Origin of the sequence: Curtobacterium sp. SL109, from assembly GCF_026672405.1 — a bacterium.
Classification (GTDB): Bacteria; Actinomycetota; Actinomycetes; order Actinomycetales; family Microbacteriaceae; genus Curtobacterium.
This window is the reverse complement of record NZ_JAPPRB010000002.1, coordinates 2,407,005-2,428,020: the sequence shown is the minus strand read 5'-3', so window position 1 is coordinate 2,428,020 and position 21,016 is coordinate 2,407,005. Positions and strand designations below refer to the sequence as shown.

The window sequence follows — 21,016 nt, the reverse complement described above, 5'->3', positions numbered from 1 at the left end:
TTCGGGGCGACGAAGGAATCATTGGCATCACCGGCGGTTCTCAACGAGTGCACCTGCGAGTGGAACCATTCGGGGTGTGGTGTCAGAGTTGGCTGAGGGCGACGAAGACATAGCCCGCGAAGCCGAGCTCCGCGACACAGAGGAGTGTTCCGGCAGCACCGATGACGGCGCCGGGTACCGATAACGGCCGTGTCTGCTTTCGGTCTTGGACGCCGACGACTGTTGCAGCGATGCCGAGGACGCAGCCGGCGAGGGCCCAGAACTGCAACAGCATCGTCGCGATGTAGATGGTGAAGTTCCGGGAAGCGAACACGATCAGCACGCTGAGGACGACGGACGCCGGCCCTGAGATGGCAAGCCATCCCCGCAGCCACGCCTTCGACCGGTGTTGGACGACGTCGGTCATCAGCTCCCCCTTGCTCCCCTGCTCGTCAGCGTATCGGTGGCGCTTCGCGCGCTGGCCCGGCAGCGGACGCCGACCACGACCGCGAGCTGTCGCCGTCGCCGCCGACAACCGACTCCCGCAGGTCGTCGGACCAGTCGTCCCTGTCCGACCGTCCCGCGTGTCGGCGACCGTCGAGTGAGGACCCTGGTGGCGGTCGTGTCCAGCGCCGCCGACTGTCCCGCGCCCCTCCAGACGCGGTACTGGTAGGTGTTGTTTCGACCAATGGCGAAACCGCACCCTCACCAAGGAGCTTGCGATGACTGCCCCCGTACCTCGAAGCCGAGCACGACGACCGAGCGCACCCAGTCGATGACGGCGCGCACGCAGTCGTTCTCGTACCAGCCCTCGCGGTCCGCCCTAGCTACTCGGTCCTGGAACACGGTGCAGCGCACCCCGGCCGGTCCGGAACGTCGAGCAGCAATCGCCCGACATTTTTGGACGTCGAGCGTGGCTTCGAGGAACGCCGCGCCAGGGTCTGCGGCGCGGAGCACGGACGACGCGGACCGGCTGATGCCCTGCGCGAGCCGCGCGTCCACATGCGCGAGCTCGCCCTCGACGCGCTCGGTGAACTTCCGCAGCTGGCCCCCGGTGATGTTCCCGAGGGCGTAGTCCGTCTCGAACGCTTCGAGGCGCGCGGTCAACGCCACTCGACGCTCTCGGTCGGCCGCGAGGTGCGCGTCACCAGGGCTCATGGCGGCCACTATTCGTGGGTCTCGGACGAGTTCGGCCACCACATTCCGCACATGCTCGTCGGTCTGCTTCTGCCCGATCGTGAGGTGCGCGGATGACGAGCAGCGGAACAAGTACCGGCGCTCGTACTTGCGGACGGCTGTGCCTCCGTGGGGCGTCGCACGGAGGACGCCTCCGCACGGGCGCTCGGCGCCGTCCTCGCCAAGCACCGGCACGCCGCAGCGGTACAGACCGAGCCAAGCCACTTCTTCTCGTTGCCCTGGTTGTTGCGCCGCGAGGGGTCAGTGAGCATCGTCACGATCGCGCGCCACTCGTGCTCGGGGATGATCGCCTCCCAGGACGCGGGACCGATTTCCTCATAGGCGTACGACTGGCCGGACTTGCCTGGCAGACCGCGCGCGAGGAGGCCTGCATCGCGGGGCCGAATCAGCATGTCGCGTAGTGCGCCGTACTTCCACTCACCCGAGCGGTCGGAGGTCTGCACGCCCTGCTCGTTAAGCTCCCGGGTGAGTGCGGCGAGTGTGCGCCCGGCGAGGACCGATTTCGCGGACTCGCGGATGATCTTCGCTTCTGACTCGCGGATCGTCATGCCGTCCTTCTCGAACCCGAACGGCCGGATCCCGCCACGGCAGGTGGAGGCCATCGTCTCGGTCCGACTGTGTTTTCGTGCACAATCCGCACGTCTGGCTCATCGGCTGGCACCAGGCCGCGGCACAGTGTTGCCTGTGTGGGGAATCCGGTGGGTCGCGGCCGCTGCTGTGGGGGCAGCGGTTGCGGCCACCCTCTCCGGCTGCTCCGGCACTGGCTGGTGCGCCCCGTTGGAACCCGGACCGTCGGTGACAGCGGAGTACGCGCCGTCGTCGTCTCATCTCGAAGCGCTGCCGGGCGTGACCCGGGTGTGCGCGCGGTTCTGGCAGCCGGACGACTCCCACTGCGTCTCCCGCAAGTACCTGCGGACGGCGCCGTGGTCGGCGGACTTCACCGTGCACGTCCGATCCGGGTTCACGCTCGAGCAGGTCCGCGCAGTCCGCGCGGCACTCGGACCGTCAAGGGGAACGGTCAGCGCTGCTGCAAGCGGCGACCTCTCCGCGTGGGAACTGGAGCTGTCAAACCCGTCCGGTGCGACACCGTCACCAACTGCTGCGCCGCTGCTGGTGGACGACCAGGGGTACCGCGTGGCGACGGAGGCAGCGGCCCTGCCCGGGGTGACCGTCACGCAGGTGGACGGAGGCTCCACGACCCTCCGTGTCCGGACTCCAGGATCGGTGAAGGCTGCCACGGCCTGGCTGCGGGCGCACTTCGATAACCCGGCGGACACGTGGGTGTACGTCGGCACTTCGAGGAACTGGTCGATGTCCACTGGCGTGACGGGACAGTTCGGAGCGTCGGACACCACCATCGCCACGGCAGCGCGGGTCGTCACGGACCACCCGGGCGTCCACCGGATGGAAGTCGGTGGAACAGGGGTGACAGCGGTCGTCCCGACGAGACGGCAAGCGCAGCAAGTCATCGCCGCGTTCGAACAGACACCCCGGGACCAGGACGGGCAGACCGTGTCCGTGTGGTGGCCGGACGGGAACGGAACGGAAGTGTCCGGCGTCGTCGGTTCTCGCCGTTGACCTGTCGGCTGGTCGTGCCACGCTGAGGTCATGACGAAGGACCTGGTGCGACTGGCTCACGAGGTGGCGACCCGGGCGCATGCCGGGCAGGTGGACAAGGTCGGCCGACCGTACATCGAGCATCCGACCGCGGTGGCGGTACGGCTCACCACCGACGACGAGCAGGTCGTCGGGTTCCTCCACGACGTCGTCGAGGATACCGCCATCACCCTCGCCGAACTCCGAGCGATGGGGTTCACCGTGGACCAGGTCCTCGCTGTCGACGCGGTGACGAAGCGCCGCGGTGAGACGCTCGAGCAGTCGATCGCTCGGGTCGTCGCCGACCCCTCGGGCATCGCGCTCCGGGTGAAGCGCGCGGACGTCAGCCACAACGGTGACCCGGCTCGGCTCGCGATGGTCTCCGACGAGGACACCCGCGCACGGCTCCAGCAGAAGTACGAACGGACCGCCGCTCTGCTGGGGACGACGCTCGCCGACGTGCTCGACGAGTTCGGCGTGCTGCGGTAGCGCTTCCGCTTCCAGCTCATCGTCCCTCGGACACCCGTTCTTCCTCGCGACGCGAGCATCCACTGGGACGATGCTTCACTGGTGCTCTCGAACGAGTACCGCCCGGAGGTACCGTGGGCGCTCAGCACCCTCACCATCGGCTTCATCGGGACTGCTGTGGGAACCGTGTGGACCGCGTTCACGCCAGTGGGTACCGGCGTGAACTTCGGAGCAGGCATCGTCCTGGTGCTCGGACTGCTCGTCGGAGTCGTCGGTGTGGCCCTCGGCAGCGTCGCACTGCTGGGTGTCCGGCATGCAGCGCGCTCGTCACGGTGACACACGGTCGCACCGGAGACCTGGGCTGACCGTCGAGCCGTCGAGCCGTCAACTCGTCCCAGCAGCGTTGCCGTGCAAGGCCGGCTCCCACCGGCCGGGTTCCTGATGGCGTTTCGCCATGCTCTTGGAGCGAGTTCAACCCATTTCGCCTGCTCATACGTATGAGCGACTTTTCTCCTCTACCGTCGTACGTATCACCTCGATGGCGAGCCGATGGGAGCACAGACCGCATGAGCACGACCACGCGCGTCACCCAACGCATGATCGCCGACATGGCTGGTGTGAGCCAGTCAACCGTTTCGCTCGTGCTCAACGGCAAGGCGGACGAGGCCCGGCGTATCCCAGCCGCCACCCGTGACCGCGTCCTCGAGGTCATCCGCGAGACCACCTACGTGGCGAACCCGGTCGCCCGCAGCCTGGTCGGCGCGGCCACTGGGCTGATCGGGGTCTTCACGTACGAGCCGGCGTTCCCGAGCCGGTCGTCGGACTTCTACACGCCCCTGCTCACCGGCATCGAGAGCGCCGCCGAGAGCGTCGGTGCCGACCTGCTGCTCTTCACGAGCACCCCCGTCGTCGCCGGTCGCCGTCGGCTCTTCCACGAGTCGAACCGGCTCCGTCTCGCGGACGGCTGCATCCTGCTCGGTCGGGAGATGGACCCCGTCGAACTCGAACGGCTGATGGACTCCGCCTACCCGTTCGTCGCGATCGGCCGACGGGAGGCCGCCGACGGTCGGGTGCCCTACGTCGGGGTCGACTACGCCAGCGCGACCCACAGCCTCGCCGTCCGCGCACTCGGCCTCGGGCACCGGCGCGTCGGCCTCCTCCGGCTGCCGCAGGACGCGGAGTCCAGCCGCGACCGCCGCGCCGGCATCGTCGCCGCTGCCTCCGAGGTGGGCGCGAGCGTCATCGAGGCAGAGGTGACCACCGACCGGAGTGTGACGGAGGCGTGGGCGGCGATCCGTGCCTCCCGACCGACAGTCGTGTTCGTCGAGGACCCGACTGACGCGCACGAGCTGCACGCGCAACTCGCAGCAGATGGCACATCCGTCCCTGACGACCTGTCGGTGGTCGTCCTCGGCGAGCACAACAGGGCCGCCGACGGCCCCGCCGACTTCACGAGACTGCGCGCACCCCGCACCGAGCTCGGTGCACACGCGGTCCGGGCGCTCACCGGCGTCCTGGAGGCCCGGCGAACGCCCGCCCCGGAGCGCAGCTTCGCCACGGCACCGGTCCAAGAGCTCCTCGATTGCAGCCTCGTACCGGGCGGCACGCTCGCCGCTCCCGCAGCCTGACCCCTCCCGACCCCGCCCACACCACCCAGGAGCACCATGTCCAGCACCACTCCCGAGCGCCCGTCCACGCCCGATGGGATCATCCGCGCCGACGTCGTGATCGTCGGCGGCGGCCTCGGCGGCGTCGCGGCAGCGATCGCCGTCTGCCGGTCCGGGCGCACCGCCGTCCTCACCGAGGAGACCGACTGGCTCGGCGGCCAGCTCACCAGCCAGGCGGTACCGCAGGACGAGCACCCCTGGGTCGAGCAGTTCGGCGTCACCGCGAGCTACCGCGCGCTGCGGGACGGGATCCGTGACCACTACCGCCGCGTCTACCCGCTCCGGCAGGAAGCCGCGGCGCTGCCGGACCTCAACCCGGGTGCCGGGCGGGTCAGCAAGCTGTGCCACGAGCCGCGCGTCGCGGTCGCGGTCATCGACGAGCTCCTGCAGCCGTACCGGAGTGCGGGTCGCCTGACAGTGCTGCTCGAGCAGCGACCGGTTGCGGCCGGAACCGACGGTGACCGCTGCACCGACGTGACCGTGGAAAGTCCGGACGGCCGACACACCCGCCTCGTGGGCGCGTTCGTCCTCGACGCGACCGAGACCGGCGAGGTACTGCCGCTGGCCGGGGTCGAGCACGTGGTCGGCGCGGAGGCCCGGAGCGAGCACGACGAACCCCACGCGCCCGAGACGGCACAGCCTGGCAACCAGCAGGGCATCACGTTCTGCTTCGCCGTGTCCCACCACGAGGGCGAGGACCACACGATCGACCGGCCGTCGATGTACGGCTTCTGGCGGTCGTACCAGCCGGACTTCTGGCCGGCGCCCCTGCTCGGCTTCCTGGCGCCCGACCCGCGCACCCTCGAGGCGCACCCGCGGACGTTCGAGCCGAACCCGGACACCGACCCGCTCGCAGTGAGCGCCGACCAGAGCGCCGACGCCGGTGACAAGGAGCTGTGGGGCTTCCGCCGGATCCTCGCCCGCAAGCTGTTCACCGAGGGCGCGTTCGACTCGGACATCTGCCTGGTGAACTGGCCGCTCAACGACTACTGGCTCAAGCCGGTCATCGGCACAGGCGAGGACCGCGCCGCCGACTCCGCCACCGCTGAACAGGCCGTGCACGAAGCACGGCAGCTCTCGCTCTCCGTCCTGTACTGGCTGCAGACCGAGGCCCCGCGTGCCGACGGCGGCACCGGGTTCCCGGGACTGAAGCTGCGCGGTGACGTCACCGGCGGCGAGGACGGCCTCGCGAAGGCGCCGTACATCCGCGAGTCACGCCGCATCAAGGCCGTGACGACGATCCGCGAACAGGACGTCGCGGCTGAGATCGTCGGAGTCACCGGACGCACGCGGTACCGGGACTCGGTCGGTGTCGGCAGCTACCGACTCGACCTGCACCCGTCGACCGGTGGCGACAACTACGTCGACGTGCCGAGCGTGCCGTTCGAGATCCCGCTCGGCGCCCTCGTGCCACAGCGGGTCCGGAACCTGCTGCCGGCGGGCAAGGACCTCGGCACGACGCACATCACCAACGGCTGCTACCGGCTCCACCCCGTCGAGTGGAACGTCGGCGAGGTCGCCGGCGCCCTGGCGGTGCACTGCATCGAGCACGGCCTCGACCCGCAGGACGTCCAGGCAGATGACGACCGGTTCACCGTGTTCGCCGCAGAGCTCGACCGCGCCGGTGTCGAACGGCACTGGCCCGAGGTCCAGGGCTACTGACCCGCACACCGCACTCCCCACCCGAACCACTCCCCCGCAGGAAGGTCACGACGACGTGGAACCCAACGCACTGCGCATCGGCATCGACGTCGGTGGCACGTTCACCGATGCCGTCGCCATCGACGCCGCAACGCTCCGGCTCATCGGCCAGGCGAAGACCCCGACGAGCCACGACCACCCCGACGGTGTCGCGCACGGCATCGTCACCGCGCTCCACGAACTCCTCGCGACGATCGGCCGGTCGCCGGACGACGTCGTGTTCCTGGCGCACGGCACGACCCAGGCGACGAACGCACTGCTCGAGGGTGACGTCGCCCCGGTCGGCTTGATCGGCATCGGACGCGGAGCCTCCGGCTTCTTCGCGAAGCGGCTCCGGCGGCTCGGTCGGATCGAGATCGCGGACGGCAAGCGCCTCCCCGTGTCGTACGAGCACCTGCGCCGAGCCGACGACGACGCTGCGCTCGGCGCCGCCCTCGACCGCTTCCACGCCGCCGGCATCGAATCGGTCGTCGTCACCGAACCGTTCTCCGTCGACGACGCGATCGGCGAGGAGCGCGTCGCGGCCACCGCCCGCGAGCGCGGCTTCCTCGTCACCGCGACCCACGAGATCACGTCGCTGTACGGGTTGAGCAAGCGGACCCGCACAGCCGTTCTGAACGCGGTGATCCTGCCGCGGATGTTCGCCACGGCCGACCTCGTCCAGACGAGCATCGACGCCGCCGGCATCACCGCGCCGCTCATGGTGATGCGGTGCGACGGCGGTGTGATGTCCCTCGACGAGATGCGTCGTCGTCCGCTGCTCACCGTCCTCTCCGGTCCCGCGGCAGGCGTCGCCGGTGCCCTCATGCAGGAGAAGCTGAGTGACGGTCTCTTCCTGGAAACCGGCGGCACCTCCACCGACATCTCGGTGATCCGCCGCGGCAAGGTCGCGGTCCGCTACACCGAGTTCGGCGGCAGCTCCACGTACCTGTCCGCGCTCGACGTGCGCACCGTCGGCGTCGGCGGCGGGTCCATGGTGCGGATCCGGACGGGAGGTGCTGCCCAGGTCACGCACGTCGGCCCGCGCAGCGCCCACATCGCCGGGCTCCCCTACGCCTGCTTCGCCCCGGAGGAGAAGCTGCTGGGTGCCCGGCTCGTGACGATCGCCCCGATCGAGGGCGACCCCGCTGACCACGCCGTGTTGGAGACGGAGGGCGGCGACCGGTTCGCCGTCACCATGACCTGCGCGGCGAACGCGCTCGGTCTCGTCCCTGAGGGCGACTACGCGCACGCCCCGTCCGACGCGGCCCGTGCCGCACTCGCACCGCTTGCATCGGCGCTCGGCACGGACGTCGAGGGGGCCGCCAAGGCCGTGCTCGACGCCGGGGTCGCGCCCGTGCTCGACGTCATCGCGACGATGGCGGACGACTACGACATCGCGAAGGACGACGTGCTCCTCGTCGGTGGGGGCGGCGGGGCGGCTTCGGTCACCCCGCACGCGGGCACCAAGCATGGAGTCGAATGGCGGATCGCCGAGCACAGCGAGGTGATCAGCCCGATCGGCGTCGCCCTGGCCCTCATCCGTGAACAGGTCGAGCGGGTGATCCCTGGCGCGACCGACGACCAGATCCTCGCCGTCCGTCGGGAAGCCGAGCAGGCCGTCATCGCGCAAGGCGCTGCGCCCGCGGAGGTGTCGGTCGACGTCACGGTCGACCCGCAGTCGAACACGGTGCGTGCGGTCGCGACAGGCGCGACGGAACTGCGCACGCAGGACCGGACCCAGCGCCGCACGGACGGTGAGCTGCGCGCGATCGCTGCGGAGGGCCTGAAGGTCGACGCGGCCGCCGTCCGCGTCCTCGCCGCGACCGACAACCACGTCGTCTTCGGCGCGCCGGAACGGCGCCGGTTCCTCCGGAAGGCGACGCACCCGGTCCGCGTGCTCGACCGCGACGGGGTCGTGCGGTTCGCGTCGCTGGACGCCCGGGTGCAGCAGAGCACCGTGGGTGCCGGCGCCGGCACGCTCCCGGAACTCATCGCCGAGCACACCGCCTACGGCGACGGCGGATCGCGCGCCCCGGCATTGCAGCTGCTCATCGGCCCGCGGATCGCCGACCTGTCCGGCGTCCTCGACGAGTCGCAGCTCATCTCACTGGCCCGCACCGAGGTCGAGGGGCAGGACCGGTCGGAGCCGCTCGTCGCCGTCCTCGAGGTCCGGTCGTGAGCATGGCCGCGGGCGTGCTGCCGGCCGCTGACCGTCGCCGCATCGCCGCGCTGGCGGACCGCTCCGACGACGCCCTCGGCGTCCGTCTCCTCCGGGGAACGCCGACGAACGAGGCCCGGTCGGAGGAGCACCTCGCCGACCTCAGCCGACGGGCCACGTCGTTCGGAGCCGCGCTGGCGGACCGGGCTTCCGGGGCTCCGGCCGCGATCACCGTCGTCGAGCGCGACGGCGGGCTCGCACAGGGCGGCCTCCTCGCCCGGTACGGATCCCGCGAGCACCGCGTCGAGCTCTTCACTGACACGGTGGACTTCTGTGAGCGCCTGGTCGACGACCTCGGCTGGCGCAGCTGGTTCCCGGCTGGCAGCGTCCGGGCGGCAGCCGTCGAACACGAGCGGGCGCACCACCTCGTGACAGTGGACCGCTCGCGGGACCTCCGCGCGGCGCTCGGGCTCGAGGTGCTCCGGTTCCGCCGGTTCCGCCGGTTCGGCACCGTCGCCGGGGCCGACGAGGTCGCGGCGCATGCGTTCGCGGCCCGCAGCGTGCGGCTCGGCCGCTCACCACTCCTCCTCACAGCGGCCGCGCAGGCCGCCCTCGCGACACGCACCGGCGCTCGTCGCGCACCGACCACCAGGGAGAACTGACCATGGGCATCGCCATCATCGTCGTCATGGCCATCGGCGTCGCGCTGATCCTGACCGGCAAGGTCCCCACCGCCTTCGCGCTCGTGCTGCTCGCCGTCGCGATCGCCCTCGTGTCCGGCGCACCGTTCGTCGGCGCCGAGAACAGCGTCCTCAGCACCGTGCTGCAGGACGGTGCGATCCGACTCGCGTCCACGATGATCGCGATCCTCCTCGGCTCGTGGCTCGGGTCGCTCATGCGGGACACCGCGATCGCCAGCACCCTGGTCCGGAAGACCGTCGAGTTCGGTGGGGACCGGCCGGTCGTCGTCGCGCTCGGGGTCCTCCTGATCTCCGCCCTGTGCGGCGCCGTGACCGGTTCGGCGCCGGCCGCGTTGCTGGCCGGCGTGATCGGCATCCCCGCGATGATCGCCGTGGGCGTGCCGAAGGTCACCGCCGCCGGGACGATCCTGATGGGCATCGGTGCCGGCGTGCCGTTCGAGCTGCCGGTCTGGCAGTTCTTCTCGACCGCACTCGACCTGCCGGTCGCCGACGTCCGGTCCTTCATGGTGCTGCTGTTCCCGTTCGCCGCCGTCGCGGCGGTCGCCTACGTCCTGGTCGAGACGCGTCGCCGCGGGACCGTCCACCAGTGGTCGCTCGCGTCGATGTCCGACGCGGACGCCGACGCGGGCTCCACTGCTCCGGCGGCCGACACGCGCAGTCGTCGACAGCGCCTCGGCGACGCGCCGTGGTTCGCCCTGCTGACGCCGCTGGTGCCGATCGTGCTCGCCCTCGTCCTGCAGGTGCCGATCATCCCGTCGTTGCTGGCGGGTGTGCTGTTCGCCGTGGTCACCACGACCCCGCCGCGGCTCATCGCGACGCGCATGCTCCGCTCGCTGTACGACGCATTCCACGTGGCCGCACCGCCGATCGCCCTCTTCATCGCGATCGGGATGCTGCTCGCCGCGGTCGGACTACCCGGTGCCGTCGCCGCCCTGCGCCCGATCGTCGAGGCCGTCGCGCCGACGAACGTCGTGCTCTACGTGGTCGTGTTCTCGGTCCTCGTCCCACTCTGCCTCTACCGCGGACCGCTCAACATCTTCGGGCTCGGTGCTGGGATCGCCGGTGCGATGACCGCGATCGGCTTCTACTCGCCGATGGCCGTCCTCGGGCTCATGACGTCGTACAACCAGGTGTTCGGCGTCGCCGACCCGACCAGCACACAGACCGTGTGGGCTGCGCAGTACTCGGGCGTCACCCCGCAGCAGGTGATGGTCCGCGTCCTCCCGTACGTCTGGGTGGTCGCCATCGCTGGCATCGTCCTGTCCGCCGTCCGCTACCTCTGAGAGGCTCCGTCATGACCGACTCCACGCCCACCGCCGGACCCTCCCGGCGCACCGTCCTCGTCGGGGCAGCGGCCGTCGCCGCCCTCGCCGGCACCCGGTCACTCCTGCCCGGAGGCGCCGCCCACGGTGCCGGGACCACCGCGGCTCCGCCGTTCGCGACCGTGCGGTCGCAGTGGCTCGCCACCCTCATCGGTGACGTCGACCTCGCCGACCCGGTCGTCGCCCGGTACGCGACCGACCTCGCCGCGGCGGCGAAGCCCCTGTGGGACAGCCTCGAGACCGGCGCCGGCCGGACGTTCCTCTGGGCCGACCTCGACAGCGGCTCGACGTCCGCGCTGCAGACCACGGCGATCGGACGGATCCGCACCCTGGCGTTGGCGCTGAAGACCCCCGGAAGCGCCCTCACCGGCGACACCGCGCTCGCAGCGGACCTCGTCTCGGCGTTGGACTGGTTCCTGGCGCACAAGTACGGCGGTGGAGTCGGCCGGTACGACAACTGGTGGGACTTCCAGATCGGCATCCCCCTGGCGCTGAACGACGTCTGCCTGCTGCTGCACGATCAACTGACAGTCACGCAGGTCGGCACCGCGATGACGGCGATCCGGAAGTACGCGCCCGACCCGCGCATGACGGCGGAGATGACCTCGACCGGCGCCAACCGCAACTGGGCCTGTTCGATCGCCATCGTCCGTGGTGCCCTGAGCGAGGATGCTGCCGTGATCGCCGATGCGAAGAACGCCTACGTCCCGGTGTTCGACTACGCAACGAGCGGCGACGGCTTCTACCCGGACGGCGGGTTCGTACAGCACGAGTACTTCGCGTACACCGGCAGCTACGGGTTCTCGCTGCTGCAGTACCTGACCTACAGCATGCTCGCGGTCCGCGGAACCGAGTGGGCGTTCACCGCGTCGCGACTCCAGCGCGTCGTCGACTGGGTGGAGCAGAACTTCCGTCCGTGGATGCACGCAGGGGCGTTCATGGACATGACCCGCGGCCGGGCGCTGTCTCGCTTCTACCAGACCGACCACCGCCTCGGACACCTCACGGTGGCGACCCTGGTGCAGCTCGCCGACGTCCTGCCTGCCGCGGACGGCGCCGCGCTGCGATCCGTGTGCAAGGGGTGGATCGCCGCCGACACGACCCAGCCCTACTTCGACCACGACGACGTCCCCATCGAGCAGGTCCGGATCCCGTCCGTCGTGCGGGGGCGCGCTCTCGTCGCCGATGGGTCCGTCCCGACGGGGTCCGAGTCGACCCGGTCCGTCGTCGCGACGTCGATGGCCCGCGCAGTGCACCGCCGGTCCGGCTTCGCGCTCGGCATCGCGATGGACAGCACGACCATCAAGCCGTACGAGACCGCGAACGACGAGAACCTGCAGGGCTGGTACACCGGCGAGGGCGCAACCTACCTGTACCTGCCGGACAAGCCGGGCCACTGGGCGAACCAGTACTGGCCCACGGCCGACAAGTACCGGATCCCCGGCACCACCGTGCAGGTCAAGCCGCTCGCCCTCGGCGCCGGGCGCGGATCGACGAACACGTGGACCGGCGGTGTCGTGCAGGACGACGTCTCCGCCGTCGGGATGGGCCTGTCGTTCGGGAAGCAGACCCTGCGCGCGCGCAAGTCGTGGTTCGGCTTCGGCGACGTGGTGCTGCACCTCGGAGCCGGGATCACCAGTTCCGACGGCGTCCGTGTCGAGACGGTCGTCGAGCAGCGGAACACCGGGCCCGACGGGCAGACGGTCCCGGTGGTCGACGGCCGCGCGACACTGACCACGACGAGCAGCACGGCGACGACGTTGACGCCGCGCTGGGTACACGTGCCCGGCACCGGCGGCTACGTCTTCCCTGCCGGTACGAGCGTGCGTGCGCTCCATGAGGACCGCACCGGCAGATGGACCGACATGGATCACCGTGGGACGTACGAGGACGCCACCGCCCACACCCGCCGGTTCGTCACGCTCTGGCTCGACCACGGCATCGACCCGACGAACGCCTCGTACTCCTGGCTCCAGCTCCCCGGAGCAACGCAGGCGCAGGTGTCTGCCGCCGCCGTGTCAGAAGATGTGTCGGTCCTCGCGAACACGGCGAGCCTGCAGGCTGCACGACAGGCGAGCACCGGCGTCACTGCGCTCAACGCGTGGACGAGCGGAACCGCTGCGATCGGTGGCATCCGTATCGACCGCACAGGATGCGTCGTCGTCAGGCGGGACGACGACGGCATGGCTGTCTCGGTGAGCGACCCGACCGGGAAGCTCACCGGGACATAACGGTGACGATCGATGGCTCTGCGGGGACTGTTCTCGAGACCGACCCTGGGGTGAGCGTCACGACCGGCTTGCAGGCAACCGTCGTCCGGGTGGGCGTCACAGGTTCAGCCGGCCGCACCGCTACGGCGCGGTTCGCTCCGGCATGACAACGGAAGTGAGCCATCCGGTCACCTGTGTCACCGGTTCTGCCTCGCCGTGCGGCTGGGCGGCCGGAAGCGCGCGGGAGGGCGCTCGGTGATGCTCCTCCGTGAAGCCACCAGCAGGAGCACCAGGGCTCCTCCCGTCAGGACCCGAAGATGTAGCGGCCCGCGTCGCGACGGTTCGTGAAGACCGCGAGCGCCTGCACGCGAAGCAGGTCAAGCGCGTCGTCGAAGGACAGCACAGCGATGTCGGCATGAGCTCCCTCGGCTGCTGGAACGCCGCAGCCAACGGGTGTGTCCACCGAGTCTTGCGGTGGTGCGTCCGTGGCGTCCGCTGACCCTGTGCGTGGGCTCCGTCAGCTGGCAGTCCCACGTTCGGGCGTCGGCTGCATCGTGTGCTCGCGTCGGTCGAGTTCCGCGAGCATCGCGTCTGTGTTGCGGAGCACTCGCGGTGTGACGATGACGGTGTAGATGCCGATGGCGAGGAAGAACGCGGCACCGACCCAGAACAGCGGCTGCCCGGTGACCGCCAGCCAGACGGCGAGTGCGGTCATCGGCAGGTAGAGCGCTGGCGCCGCCCACCGCAGGGGCCGGTACTGCCGCTGATGTGCGAGTACCGCGCGACGCCACTCAGGGATGTCCACGTCCGGTGGGACGGTGCCGTGACGGACAGCGCGGCTGAATTCTGGACGGCTGGCCGCACGGCCATACCTACGGCGTGCGACGCCGAGCCAGATCCCCATGCCGAGTCCGTACATCGCGCCGACGATCCCGGACACCAGTGCTCGAGTTCCGAGGTCGAGTTCTGGGCTCGTGATCAACGTCACGCCGAACCAGAAGACGGCGAACAGGACCGCCATGATGAGGCCGGCTACCCACGTCGGCGCTTGCTTCATCCACCCCATGACCTGAGCCTCCCAGATTCTCCTGCGTCCCGGCGGTCGCCAGGCTCCTTCGTCCCCTGGTCGCGGTGAGCACGTGAACGTCCTCCTCAGGACCTCGACGAATCACTGCAAGTACTCGTCCGGCAGTGGCACCACGTCCCGTTCCACGGGCGGACCAGTGAAGCGGAGTCCTGCCCGCGTCGTCGTGCCATCGAGCGAGGGCTTGGACTTCGAGGCGAAACGGCTTCGACGGAACCGATCAAGCGAACACGCCCGCTGGAGTTGCCGTGCCAGGACAGCGGATCCGTCCATTCAACCGGCTGACGGGAACGACGAAGCCCCCGACCGGACCTGGTGGTCCTGCCGGGGGCTTCGTCGTGCTGGTGGGCGATACTGGGATCGAACCAGTGACCTCTTCCGTGTCAGGGAAGCGCGCTACCGCTGCGCCAATCGCCCAGAGAGTCCCTGCAGACCGAGGTCCGACAGAGTCTTGGAGGTGGGGACGGGATTCGAACCCGCGTGGACGGCTTTGCAGGCCGCTGCCTAGCCTCTCGGCCACCCCACCATCGAGGTTCACGTCTCCGTGAGTACCCGAACGGTGGGATACCCTCTGGTGAGAAACCGGCCCCCGAGGGAACCAGTACTCGAGCGGATGACGAGATTCGAACTCGCGACCCTCACCTTGGCAAGGTGATGCGCTACCACTGCGCCACATCCGCATGTCGTTGTCCGCTCTCGCGGCGACTCGTAAACTGTATCTGACTCAGGGCCTTTTCTCCAAAATCCTTCCCGTTCACCGGGCGTGTCCCCCGGGTTCATGCGGATCGGGGGCGTTCGGGCGAGCACGACGCGCGCGAGGGCGACACGCGGTTCGGCACACCGCCGCGCATCCGCTATTATCGATCCGCACGCAAGTGCAGGGGGCGATTGGCGCAGTTGGTAGCGCGCTTCGTTCACACCGAAGAGGTCATCAGTTCGAGTCTGGTATCGCCCACGAGCCCATCCAGGGCCTGAAGAACACCAAGAGAGCCCGACGCAGCCGCGTCGGGCTCTTTGCATCCCACGGCCAGACCGACCGCGACCAGCCAGACCACGACCCGACCGACCACCAGGGGCAGCATGACCGACGTCGACCTCGAGTACGCACGCGTCCGTGCCGTGCTCGACCGTCCGACGCTCCGGCTGATGTCCCGCCCGACGAGCGGTGTCGTGCTCGCCGTCTTCCGCACGGTGTTCGACCGCGACGTGCAGTACGTCCCCGCCGACCGGATGCACCTGCAGGTCGAGGAGCACGTCACCCGCCTGCAGGCCACTGGCGCCCGGGTCCCCGCGAGCGAGCAGCCAGCACCACAAGCACAGGCACAAGCACAAGCACCCGACGAGAACCGCCCGAACGGCCGCGCCCTCTGCCGCGAGTGGGTGACGGCGCAGTGGCTCGTCCGTTCGAACTCCCCCGACGGCGACGAGCAGTACTCGCTGACGTCGCACGCGCTCGAGGCCCTGAGCCTCGTCGACGCCCTGTCCTCCGACCGGGCGCTCATCAGTGAGAGCCGCCTGGCGATGATCGTCGACGCCGTGCACCGGTGGGCTGCCCGCGCCGAGCCCGACCCCGCGGTGCAGATCCGCCGCCTGGACGCCCAGATCGCGGAACTCCAGGCCGAGCGCGACCGTCTGGCCTCCGGCGACGAGCCCGCCGTGGTCGACGCCGACCGGATGCGCGACGGCTACACGAACATCACCGACCTGATCCGGCAGCTGCCCAGCGACTTCAAGCGCGTCGAGGAAGCGGTGGCGTCGATGCACCGCGCGATCGTCGAGGACTTCCGCAACGAGGTCCGTCCGATCGGCGAGATCCTCGACGACTACCTCGCCCGCACGGACACCCTGATGGAGGCCACCCCCGAGGGCCGGGCCTTCGAGGGCGCCTTCGAGCTGCTCCGCGACGACGCCCTGCTCCTGCGCCTCCGCGACGACATCGCCACGATCCTCGAGCACCCCTTCGCCGCGGGACTCACCGCCGCCGAACGCCGGACCTTCCGCAACACGGTCAGCATCCTGCGTCAGGGCATCGAGGACGTGCTCGCCCAGCGTCGGCTCCTGACCGGCACGCTGCGCGACCAGATCGTCGCGCACGACGTCGTCCGGGACCGCGAACTCGACGCCGTCCTCCGCAGCGTCAACCGCCGGCTCGCCGCGCTCATGGACGGCGGTGGCGCTCGGGACCGCGTCCCGCTGGAGCTCCTGCCCCCGGTCGCCGAGGTCGGCACCCTGCGCGAGCGCTTCTACGACCCCGACACCGAGGCGGTGCCGCCGCTCATCGAGGAACCCGACGACGATGTCTTCGAGGAGCTCGACGTCGAGTCCCTCCGGCGGCACGGCGGTCCGCTGCTGGCAGAGCTCCGCACCGTGCTCCGGTCGGGCACCGCCGAGTCGAGTGACCGCGCGTTCCACGGGCTGCCGCCCGAGCACCGCCGCCCCGTCGAGCTCTTCGGCCTGGCACACCTGCTCACGGGCCGCCCCGACTTCGAGACCGCGGCCGCCACCGTCCCGCACCACACGGTGCGCCCGGACGGCACCGCGGTCACCTTCACCATGCCGACGGCGGACCTGGCACCACCGGTCCCGTCCGGCGACGACGACGACACCCTGGAGGCCCGGTGACCGACACGACGCCCGCATCCGTCGACGAGACGGACGAGTTCGACGGCATCGACCCCTTCGACGACGCCGCTTCCGTCCCCGAGGACGACCGCGACGAGTCGAGCTTCGCCCTCTTCGAGGGCGACGAGGGCCGGCTCGACGACGCGCAGCGCCGTGCGCTCGTCGCGCTCCTGCGGCACTCCTACGTCAGCGCCCGGACGCATGCGGACGAGTGGCGGGCCGTGCTCGACGCCGAACACCAGCTGCGGTCCCGCCTGAACGACCTGTTCCTCGAGCTGCACGTGGACCGCGACCGCGAGGTGGCGTGGAAGCGCCAGGCCCGCTCGGAGAGCCAGCGCCGGGGCTTCCCGACGCTGCTCCGCGACGTGCCGTACACCCGCGAGGAGACGATCGTCCTCGTCTGGCTCCGCATGCGCCTGCGCGCCGACACCCGACCGGGCCCCGACCAGGTGGTGGTCGACCGGTCCGAGATCCTCGCGCACGTGGCGGGGTTCCGACCGGCCACCGCGACCGACCGCACCCGCGACGAGGGCCGCGTGGCGAAGGCCGTCGAACGGCTCGTCACCGCGCGGGTGCTGCTCAGGACGAGCGACCCGGACCGGTTCCGGATCGCGAGCGTCGTGGAGGTGCTGCTCCCCCTCGAACGGCTGCTCGAACTCGACACCTGGTTGGCGAGCACGGCGTTGGCGAGCACGGCGCTGGCCGGCGCGACCACCGCGGATGGCGACGCTCCCGACGGAGCCGAGCCGAGCCTCCCGGCTGACCTGGACCTGGACCTGGACGCCGAGACCGACGACACCGAGGAGGGGTCCGCGTGAGCGACCACCGGATGGACGGCGGGATCCCCGCGCTGTTCGACACCGTCGCGCAGTGGCGCGCCGAGTCCATGCAGGTCGTGAACTGGGGCGGCTTCCACGGGCACCGGCAGATCGAGCTGTCCGGCACCGCGACGCTCATCTCCGGCGCCTCCGGAACGGGCAAGTCCACGCTGATGGACGCCTACCTCGCCGTGATGATGCCGTCGGACGTGCCGTTCAACGGCGCCTCGAACGACGCCACCACCGGTCGGGCGCGCAGCGCGGACCAGCGCAACCTGCTCACGTACCTGCGCGGCAAGGTCGACACCCGGCGCGACCCGGAGTCGGGCAGCCTCCGCGACGTCAACCTGCGCGGCGACGACACGACGACGTGGGGCGCGGCCGCGGTGACGTTCCGCAACGACGACGAGCGTCAGTTCACCGTGCTGCGGGCGTACGTCGTGCCGAAGCGGGCCCGCGGGGTCGGCGACATCCAGATGACCATGGCGACGGTCGACGACGCCTTCGACCTGCGGCGGCTCGAGGACTTCGTGCCGTCGCGGTTCAGCCACCTCGAGCTGACCGGTCGCGTGCCGGGACTCGTCATCCGGGACACGTACCAGGAGCTCGCGTACACGCTGCAGACGCGGCTCGGGATCGGCGACTCCGGCGGGGGCAACCGGGCGATGCGCCTGCTCGCGCGGATCCAGGCCGGGCAGCACATGCCGACGGTCGACTCGCTCTACAAGTCGCTCGTGCTCGAGACCCCGGGCACGTACGAGGCCGCCGACCGGGCGCTGGCACACTTCGCCGCGCTCGACGACGCGTACGAGGCGATGGACACCGAGGAGCGCAAGGTCCGGATACTGTCCCCGATCACCGAGCTGCACCTGGAGATCGAACGCTCCCGTGCCGCGGCCGAGGCCCTCGGCGGGATCGCCACGGGCTCCGAGGTCTCCCCGTTCGCGCACTGGACGGCATCGCGGAAGCGGGAGCTGCTCGACGACGAGGTCGCGCGGAACGGCCGGGAGCGCACCGCTGCCCGCGCTGAGGTCGAGGCAGCGTCCGCCCGGCACGCCGCCGTCGAGATCGAGCTCCGCGAGGCCGAGGGCCGGCTCCGCGACTCCGGCGGCAACGCCCTCGCCCAGCTCGAGGACCGGATCGACCGACGCACCCGGGAGCGTGAGGTCGTCGCCCGCGCGCGGGCCACCTTCGACGACCGGACGGACGTGCTCGGGGCGCCGGTGACGTCCGAGCAGGAATTCGTCGAGGCGCAGCGCGCGTCCCACGAGTTCCTCGGGACCTTCGCCGCCGCCCGCGACGACCTGGACGCCCGACGCGACGCCCTGACGCGCGAGGAGTACCCGCTCCTCGACCGTGAACGCTCGCTGCGCCAGGAACGTCAGTCGCTCGAGCACCGCCAGGGCGCGATGCCGCTGCCGATGCACGAGGCCCGGGTCGCGATGGCGCGCGCCGCCGACATCGACCCCGCGGACCTGCCCTACGTGGCCGAGCTCCTCGACGTCCTGCCCGGAGAGGAGCGCTGGCGCACGGCGATCGAGTCCGTGCTCGCGCCCGTCGCCCGCACGCTGCTCGTCGACCAGGACCGGCTCGACGACTTCAGCGCCGCGATCGACGCCCTGCAGCTGAGCGTCCGCGTGCAGTTCGAGGGCGTGCCAGCGGGCCCGCACCTCGACGTCGACGGCGACACCGCGATGGTGTCCGGCAAGCTCGCGATCAAGGACTCCCCCTTCAGCACCTGGGTGCGGTCCCGGATCGAGTCGGACCGGATCGACGCCAGGTGTGTGGCGTCCGCCGCCGAGCTCGGTGGTGGTGGCCGTCGGGTCACCGAGTCCGGCCAGCTCCGCGACGGCCGACGTGGCGCGCACGGCGACCGGCGCCAGGCCAACGTGATCGGGTTCACGAACGAGGCGCGGGTCGTCGCCGTGGAGACCGAGCTCGCGTCGATCGCCCAGGACCTCGCGACGCTCGAGGCCCGGCGCACCGACGTCGCGCAGGACATCGCCGCGCTCGACGCCCTCCGAGCGGCACACCAGCACCGGGTCGACACCACGTGGGACGGCATCGACGTCGCCGGTGTCGACGCGTCACTGGCTCGGCTGTCGGCAGAGCGGGACGCCGTGCTCGCGGCCGACGACGGCCTGCGGACGCTGCGGGCCTCGGTCGCCCGGCTCCGCGCATCGCTCGACGAGGCCGCTGACCGTCGGGCCGCCGCACGCCTGTCCGTGCAGCGGCTCGAGGAGCGCCACGGGGTGCTCGTCGACGGCCAGGACGCCGCCGCGGAGATCCTGTCCCGCTTCGACGACGCCCCCGCGGCGCTGCCGGACGACGAACAGGCGCGGCTGCTGGCCGAGACGTTCGAGGAGGTCGGCGCCCCGGCAGGGGTCGACGGCTTCGACGACGCCACGAAGCGTCTGCGCCGCCGGCTCGAGGAACGCCTGACCCAGGCGCTCGACGGAGCCGCCTCGGCGTCCCACGCGCTGACCCTGACGTTCCAGCGGTACCAGGACGCCTGGGCCGACCCGAACCTCGGCACCGGGGTGGCGTCGTACCCGGACTACCGGGCGATCCTCGACCAGATCGTCGCGACCGGCCTGCACGCCCGTCGCAGCGAGTGGCGCCGTCGGCTGTCGCAGTGGAGCGGCGAGGACCTCGTCCCGCTCGCCGGCGCCTTCGACCGGGCCGTCGTGGAGATCGAGGAGCGCCTGGAGCCGGTCAACGAGATCCTGCGCGACCTGCCCTTCGGCGCGAACCGGGACCGCCTGAAGATCGTCATCCGGCGGGTCACGCGCGAGGACGTCTCGCAGTTCCGCCGGGAGCTCCGAGCGCTGTCCGCGTCGGTCGACACCGAGCTGACCGACGACGTGCTGGAGACCCGGTTCCGCCGACTCCGGCGCTTCATGGCCGTCATCCGGGTCGAACCGGACGCCGCCCGCGGCCGCACGACCCAGCGCGACGCGGTGCTCGACGTCCGCCGGCACATGGAGATCACCGCCGTGCGCTACGACACCGAGGGCAACGACCTGGGCGTGTACTCGTCCCTCGGCGACAAGTCCGGCGGCGAGACGCAGGAGCTCGTCGCGTTCATCGTCGGGGCCGCGCTGCGCTACCAGCTCGGCGACGAGACCCGGCCGCGGCCCCGGTTCGCGCCGGTGTTCCTCGACGAGGCGTTCATCAAGGCGGACTCGGAGTTCGCCGGGCGTGCCGTGACGGCGTGGCTCCGGCTCGGGTTCCAGCTCGTGGTGAGTGCGCCGCTCGACAAGGTCACGGCGCTGGAGCCGTCGATGGAGCGCCTGCTCTCGATGCGGAAGCACCCGGACACGGGCCACTCGTCCGTGACGGAGATCCGTCGGGAGCCCGCGCTGACGTCCTGAGCCGTCACGACGCCCCGCTCACCTCCGCCGAGTGGTCAGGATCCGTCGGTGTCGGCGCGTCCGGGCGACGGTTCGTGGCCGCTCGACGCCGCACGAACGGGGTGTCGTGTCCGGTCGGCGGGGCCTGGTGCGCGGGA

Annotated in this window: 16 protein-coding genes and 4 tRNA genes; 13 read left to right on the top strand and 7 right to left on the bottom strand. The window is 70.8% G+C overall.

Annotated elements, in window-relative coordinates; genetic code table 11:
• Nucleotides 1–82: 82 nt before the first annotated feature.
• The 3 genes from OVA28_RS13070 to OVA28_RS13060 all read right to left on the bottom strand — a co-directional run bounded on the left by OVA28_RS13070 (nt 83) and on the right by OVA28_RS13060 (nt 1,724).
• Entirely contained in the window at nt 83–406 is a 324-nt protein-coding gene (locus tag OVA28_RS13070; RefSeq protein ID WP_268097273.1) for a hypothetical protein, read from the bottom strand.
• 278 nt (nt 407–684) lie between these two features.
• Nucleotides 685–1,137, bottom strand: a complete 453-nt coding sequence (locus OVA28_RS13065) for a hypothetical protein (RefSeq protein WP_268097272.1) — start codon at nt 1,135–1,137, stop codon at nt 685–687.
• Nucleotides 1,138–1,145: 8 nt separating this feature from the next.
• Nucleotides 1,146–1,724 (bottom strand): recombinase family protein, encoded by a 579-nt coding sequence (locus OVA28_RS13060; protein ID WP_268097271.1) that lies wholly within the window; start codon nt 1,722–1,724, stop codon nt 1,146–1,148.
• Nucleotides 1,725–1,971: 247 nt separating this feature from the next.
• Here OVA28_RS13060 and OVA28_RS13055 point away from each other — a divergent pair, with 247 nt between their 5' ends.
• The 9 genes from OVA28_RS13055 (at nt 1,972) to OVA28_RS13015 (ending at nt 13,002) form a co-directional block, all read left to right on the top strand.
• The gene (locus OVA28_RS13055) at nt 1,972–2,754 is read left to right on the top strand and encodes a hypothetical protein (RefSeq protein ID WP_268097270.1); all 783 of its coding nucleotides are present in this window, start codon (nt 1,972–1,974) and stop codon (nt 2,752–2,754) included.
• 30 nt (nt 2,755–2,784) lie between these two features.
• The gene (locus tag OVA28_RS13050) at nt 2,785–3,261 is read left to right on the top strand and encodes a phosphohydrolase (RefSeq protein WP_268097269.1); all 477 of its coding nucleotides are present in this window, start codon (nt 2,785–2,787) and stop codon (nt 3,259–3,261) included.
• An 81-nt stretch (nt 3,262–3,342) separates the two neighbouring features.
• Complete coding sequence (locus tag OVA28_RS13045) at nt 3,343–3,576, top strand: hypothetical protein (RefSeq protein ID WP_268097268.1); 234 nt, start codon at nt 3,343–3,345, stop codon at nt 3,574–3,576.
• Between the two features lie 230 nt (nt 3,577–3,806).
• A complete protein-coding gene (locus tag OVA28_RS13040) occupies nt 3,807–4,868 on the top strand; it encodes a LacI family DNA-binding transcriptional regulator (RefSeq protein ID WP_268097267.1) in 1,062 nt (353 codons plus the stop codon).
• Nucleotides 4,869–4,904: 36 nt separating this feature from the next.
• Nucleotides 4,905–6,569: an FAD-dependent oxidoreductase gene (locus OVA28_RS13035; protein WP_268097266.1), complete on the top strand. Its 1,665-nt coding sequence runs from the start codon at nt 4,905–4,907 to the stop codon at nt 6,567–6,569.
• A gap of 55 nt (nt 6,570–6,624) precedes the next feature.
• Nucleotides 6,625–8,769, top strand: coding sequence for a hydantoinase/oxoprolinase family protein (locus OVA28_RS13030; RefSeq protein ID WP_268097265.1), 2,145 nt, complete (start codon nt 6,625–6,627; stop codon nt 8,767–8,769).
• Nucleotides 8,770–8,771: 2 nt separating this feature from the next.
• The gene (locus OVA28_RS13025) at nt 8,772–9,410 is read left to right on the top strand and encodes a hypothetical protein (RefSeq protein WP_268097264.1); all 639 of its coding nucleotides are present in this window, start codon (nt 8,772–8,774) and stop codon (nt 9,408–9,410) included.
• Nucleotides 9,411–9,412: 2 nt separating this feature from the next.
• On the top strand, nt 9,413–10,732 hold the full coding sequence (locus OVA28_RS13020) for a hypothetical protein (protein ID WP_268097263.1): 1,320 nt from the start codon (nt 9,413–9,415) through the stop codon (nt 10,730–10,732).
• 11 nt (nt 10,733–10,743) lie between these two features.
• Nucleotides 10,744–13,002 (top strand): polysaccharide lyase 8 family protein, encoded by a 2,259-nt coding sequence (locus OVA28_RS13015; protein ID WP_268097262.1) that lies wholly within the window; start codon nt 10,744–10,746, stop codon nt 13,000–13,002.
• Nucleotides 13,003–13,498: 496 nt separating this feature from the next.
• Here the strand turns inward: OVA28_RS13015 and OVA28_RS13010 are convergent, their stop codons facing one another.
• The 4 genes from OVA28_RS13010 to OVA28_RS12995 form a co-directional block, all read right to left on the bottom strand.
• Entirely contained in the window at nt 13,499–14,047 is a 549-nt protein-coding gene (locus tag OVA28_RS13010; RefSeq protein ID WP_268097261.1) for a hypothetical protein, read from the bottom strand.
• A gap of 360 nt (nt 14,048–14,407) precedes the next feature.
• Nucleotides 14,408–14,482, bottom strand: a tRNA-Val gene (locus tag OVA28_RS13005).
• A 35-nt stretch (nt 14,483–14,517) separates the two neighbouring features.
• Nucleotides 14,518–14,591, bottom strand: a tRNA-Cys gene (locus tag OVA28_RS13000).
• 82 nt (nt 14,592–14,673) lie between these two features.
• Nucleotides 14,674–14,745: transfer RNA gene (locus OVA28_RS12995), tRNA-Gly, on the bottom strand.
• A gap of 202 nt (nt 14,746–14,947) precedes the next feature.
• Here OVA28_RS12995 and OVA28_RS12990 point away from each other — a divergent pair.
• The 4 genes from OVA28_RS12990 (at nt 14,948) to OVA28_RS12975 (ending at nt 20,879) form a co-directional block, all read left to right on the top strand.
• Nucleotides 14,948–15,020: transfer RNA gene (locus tag OVA28_RS12990), tRNA-Val, on the top strand.
• A gap of 125 nt (nt 15,021–15,145) precedes the next feature.
• Nucleotides 15,146–16,687 (top strand): DUF3375 family protein, encoded by a 1,542-nt coding sequence (locus OVA28_RS12985; protein ID WP_268097260.1) that lies wholly within the window; start codon nt 15,146–15,148, stop codon nt 16,685–16,687.
• A complete protein-coding gene (locus OVA28_RS12980; protein ID WP_268097259.1) occupies nt 16,684–17,505 on the top strand; it encodes a DUF4194 domain-containing protein in 822 nt (273 codons plus the stop codon). The genes OVA28_RS12985 and OVA28_RS12980 overlap by 4 nt, the downstream gene beginning before the upstream one ends.
• Nucleotides 17,502–20,879: an ATP-binding protein gene (locus OVA28_RS12975; RefSeq protein WP_268097258.1), complete on the top strand. Its 3,378-nt coding sequence runs from the start codon at nt 17,502–17,504 to the stop codon at nt 20,877–20,879. The genes OVA28_RS12980 and OVA28_RS12975 overlap by 4 nt, the downstream gene beginning before the upstream one ends.
• Nucleotides 20,880–21,016 lie beyond the last annotated feature (137 nt).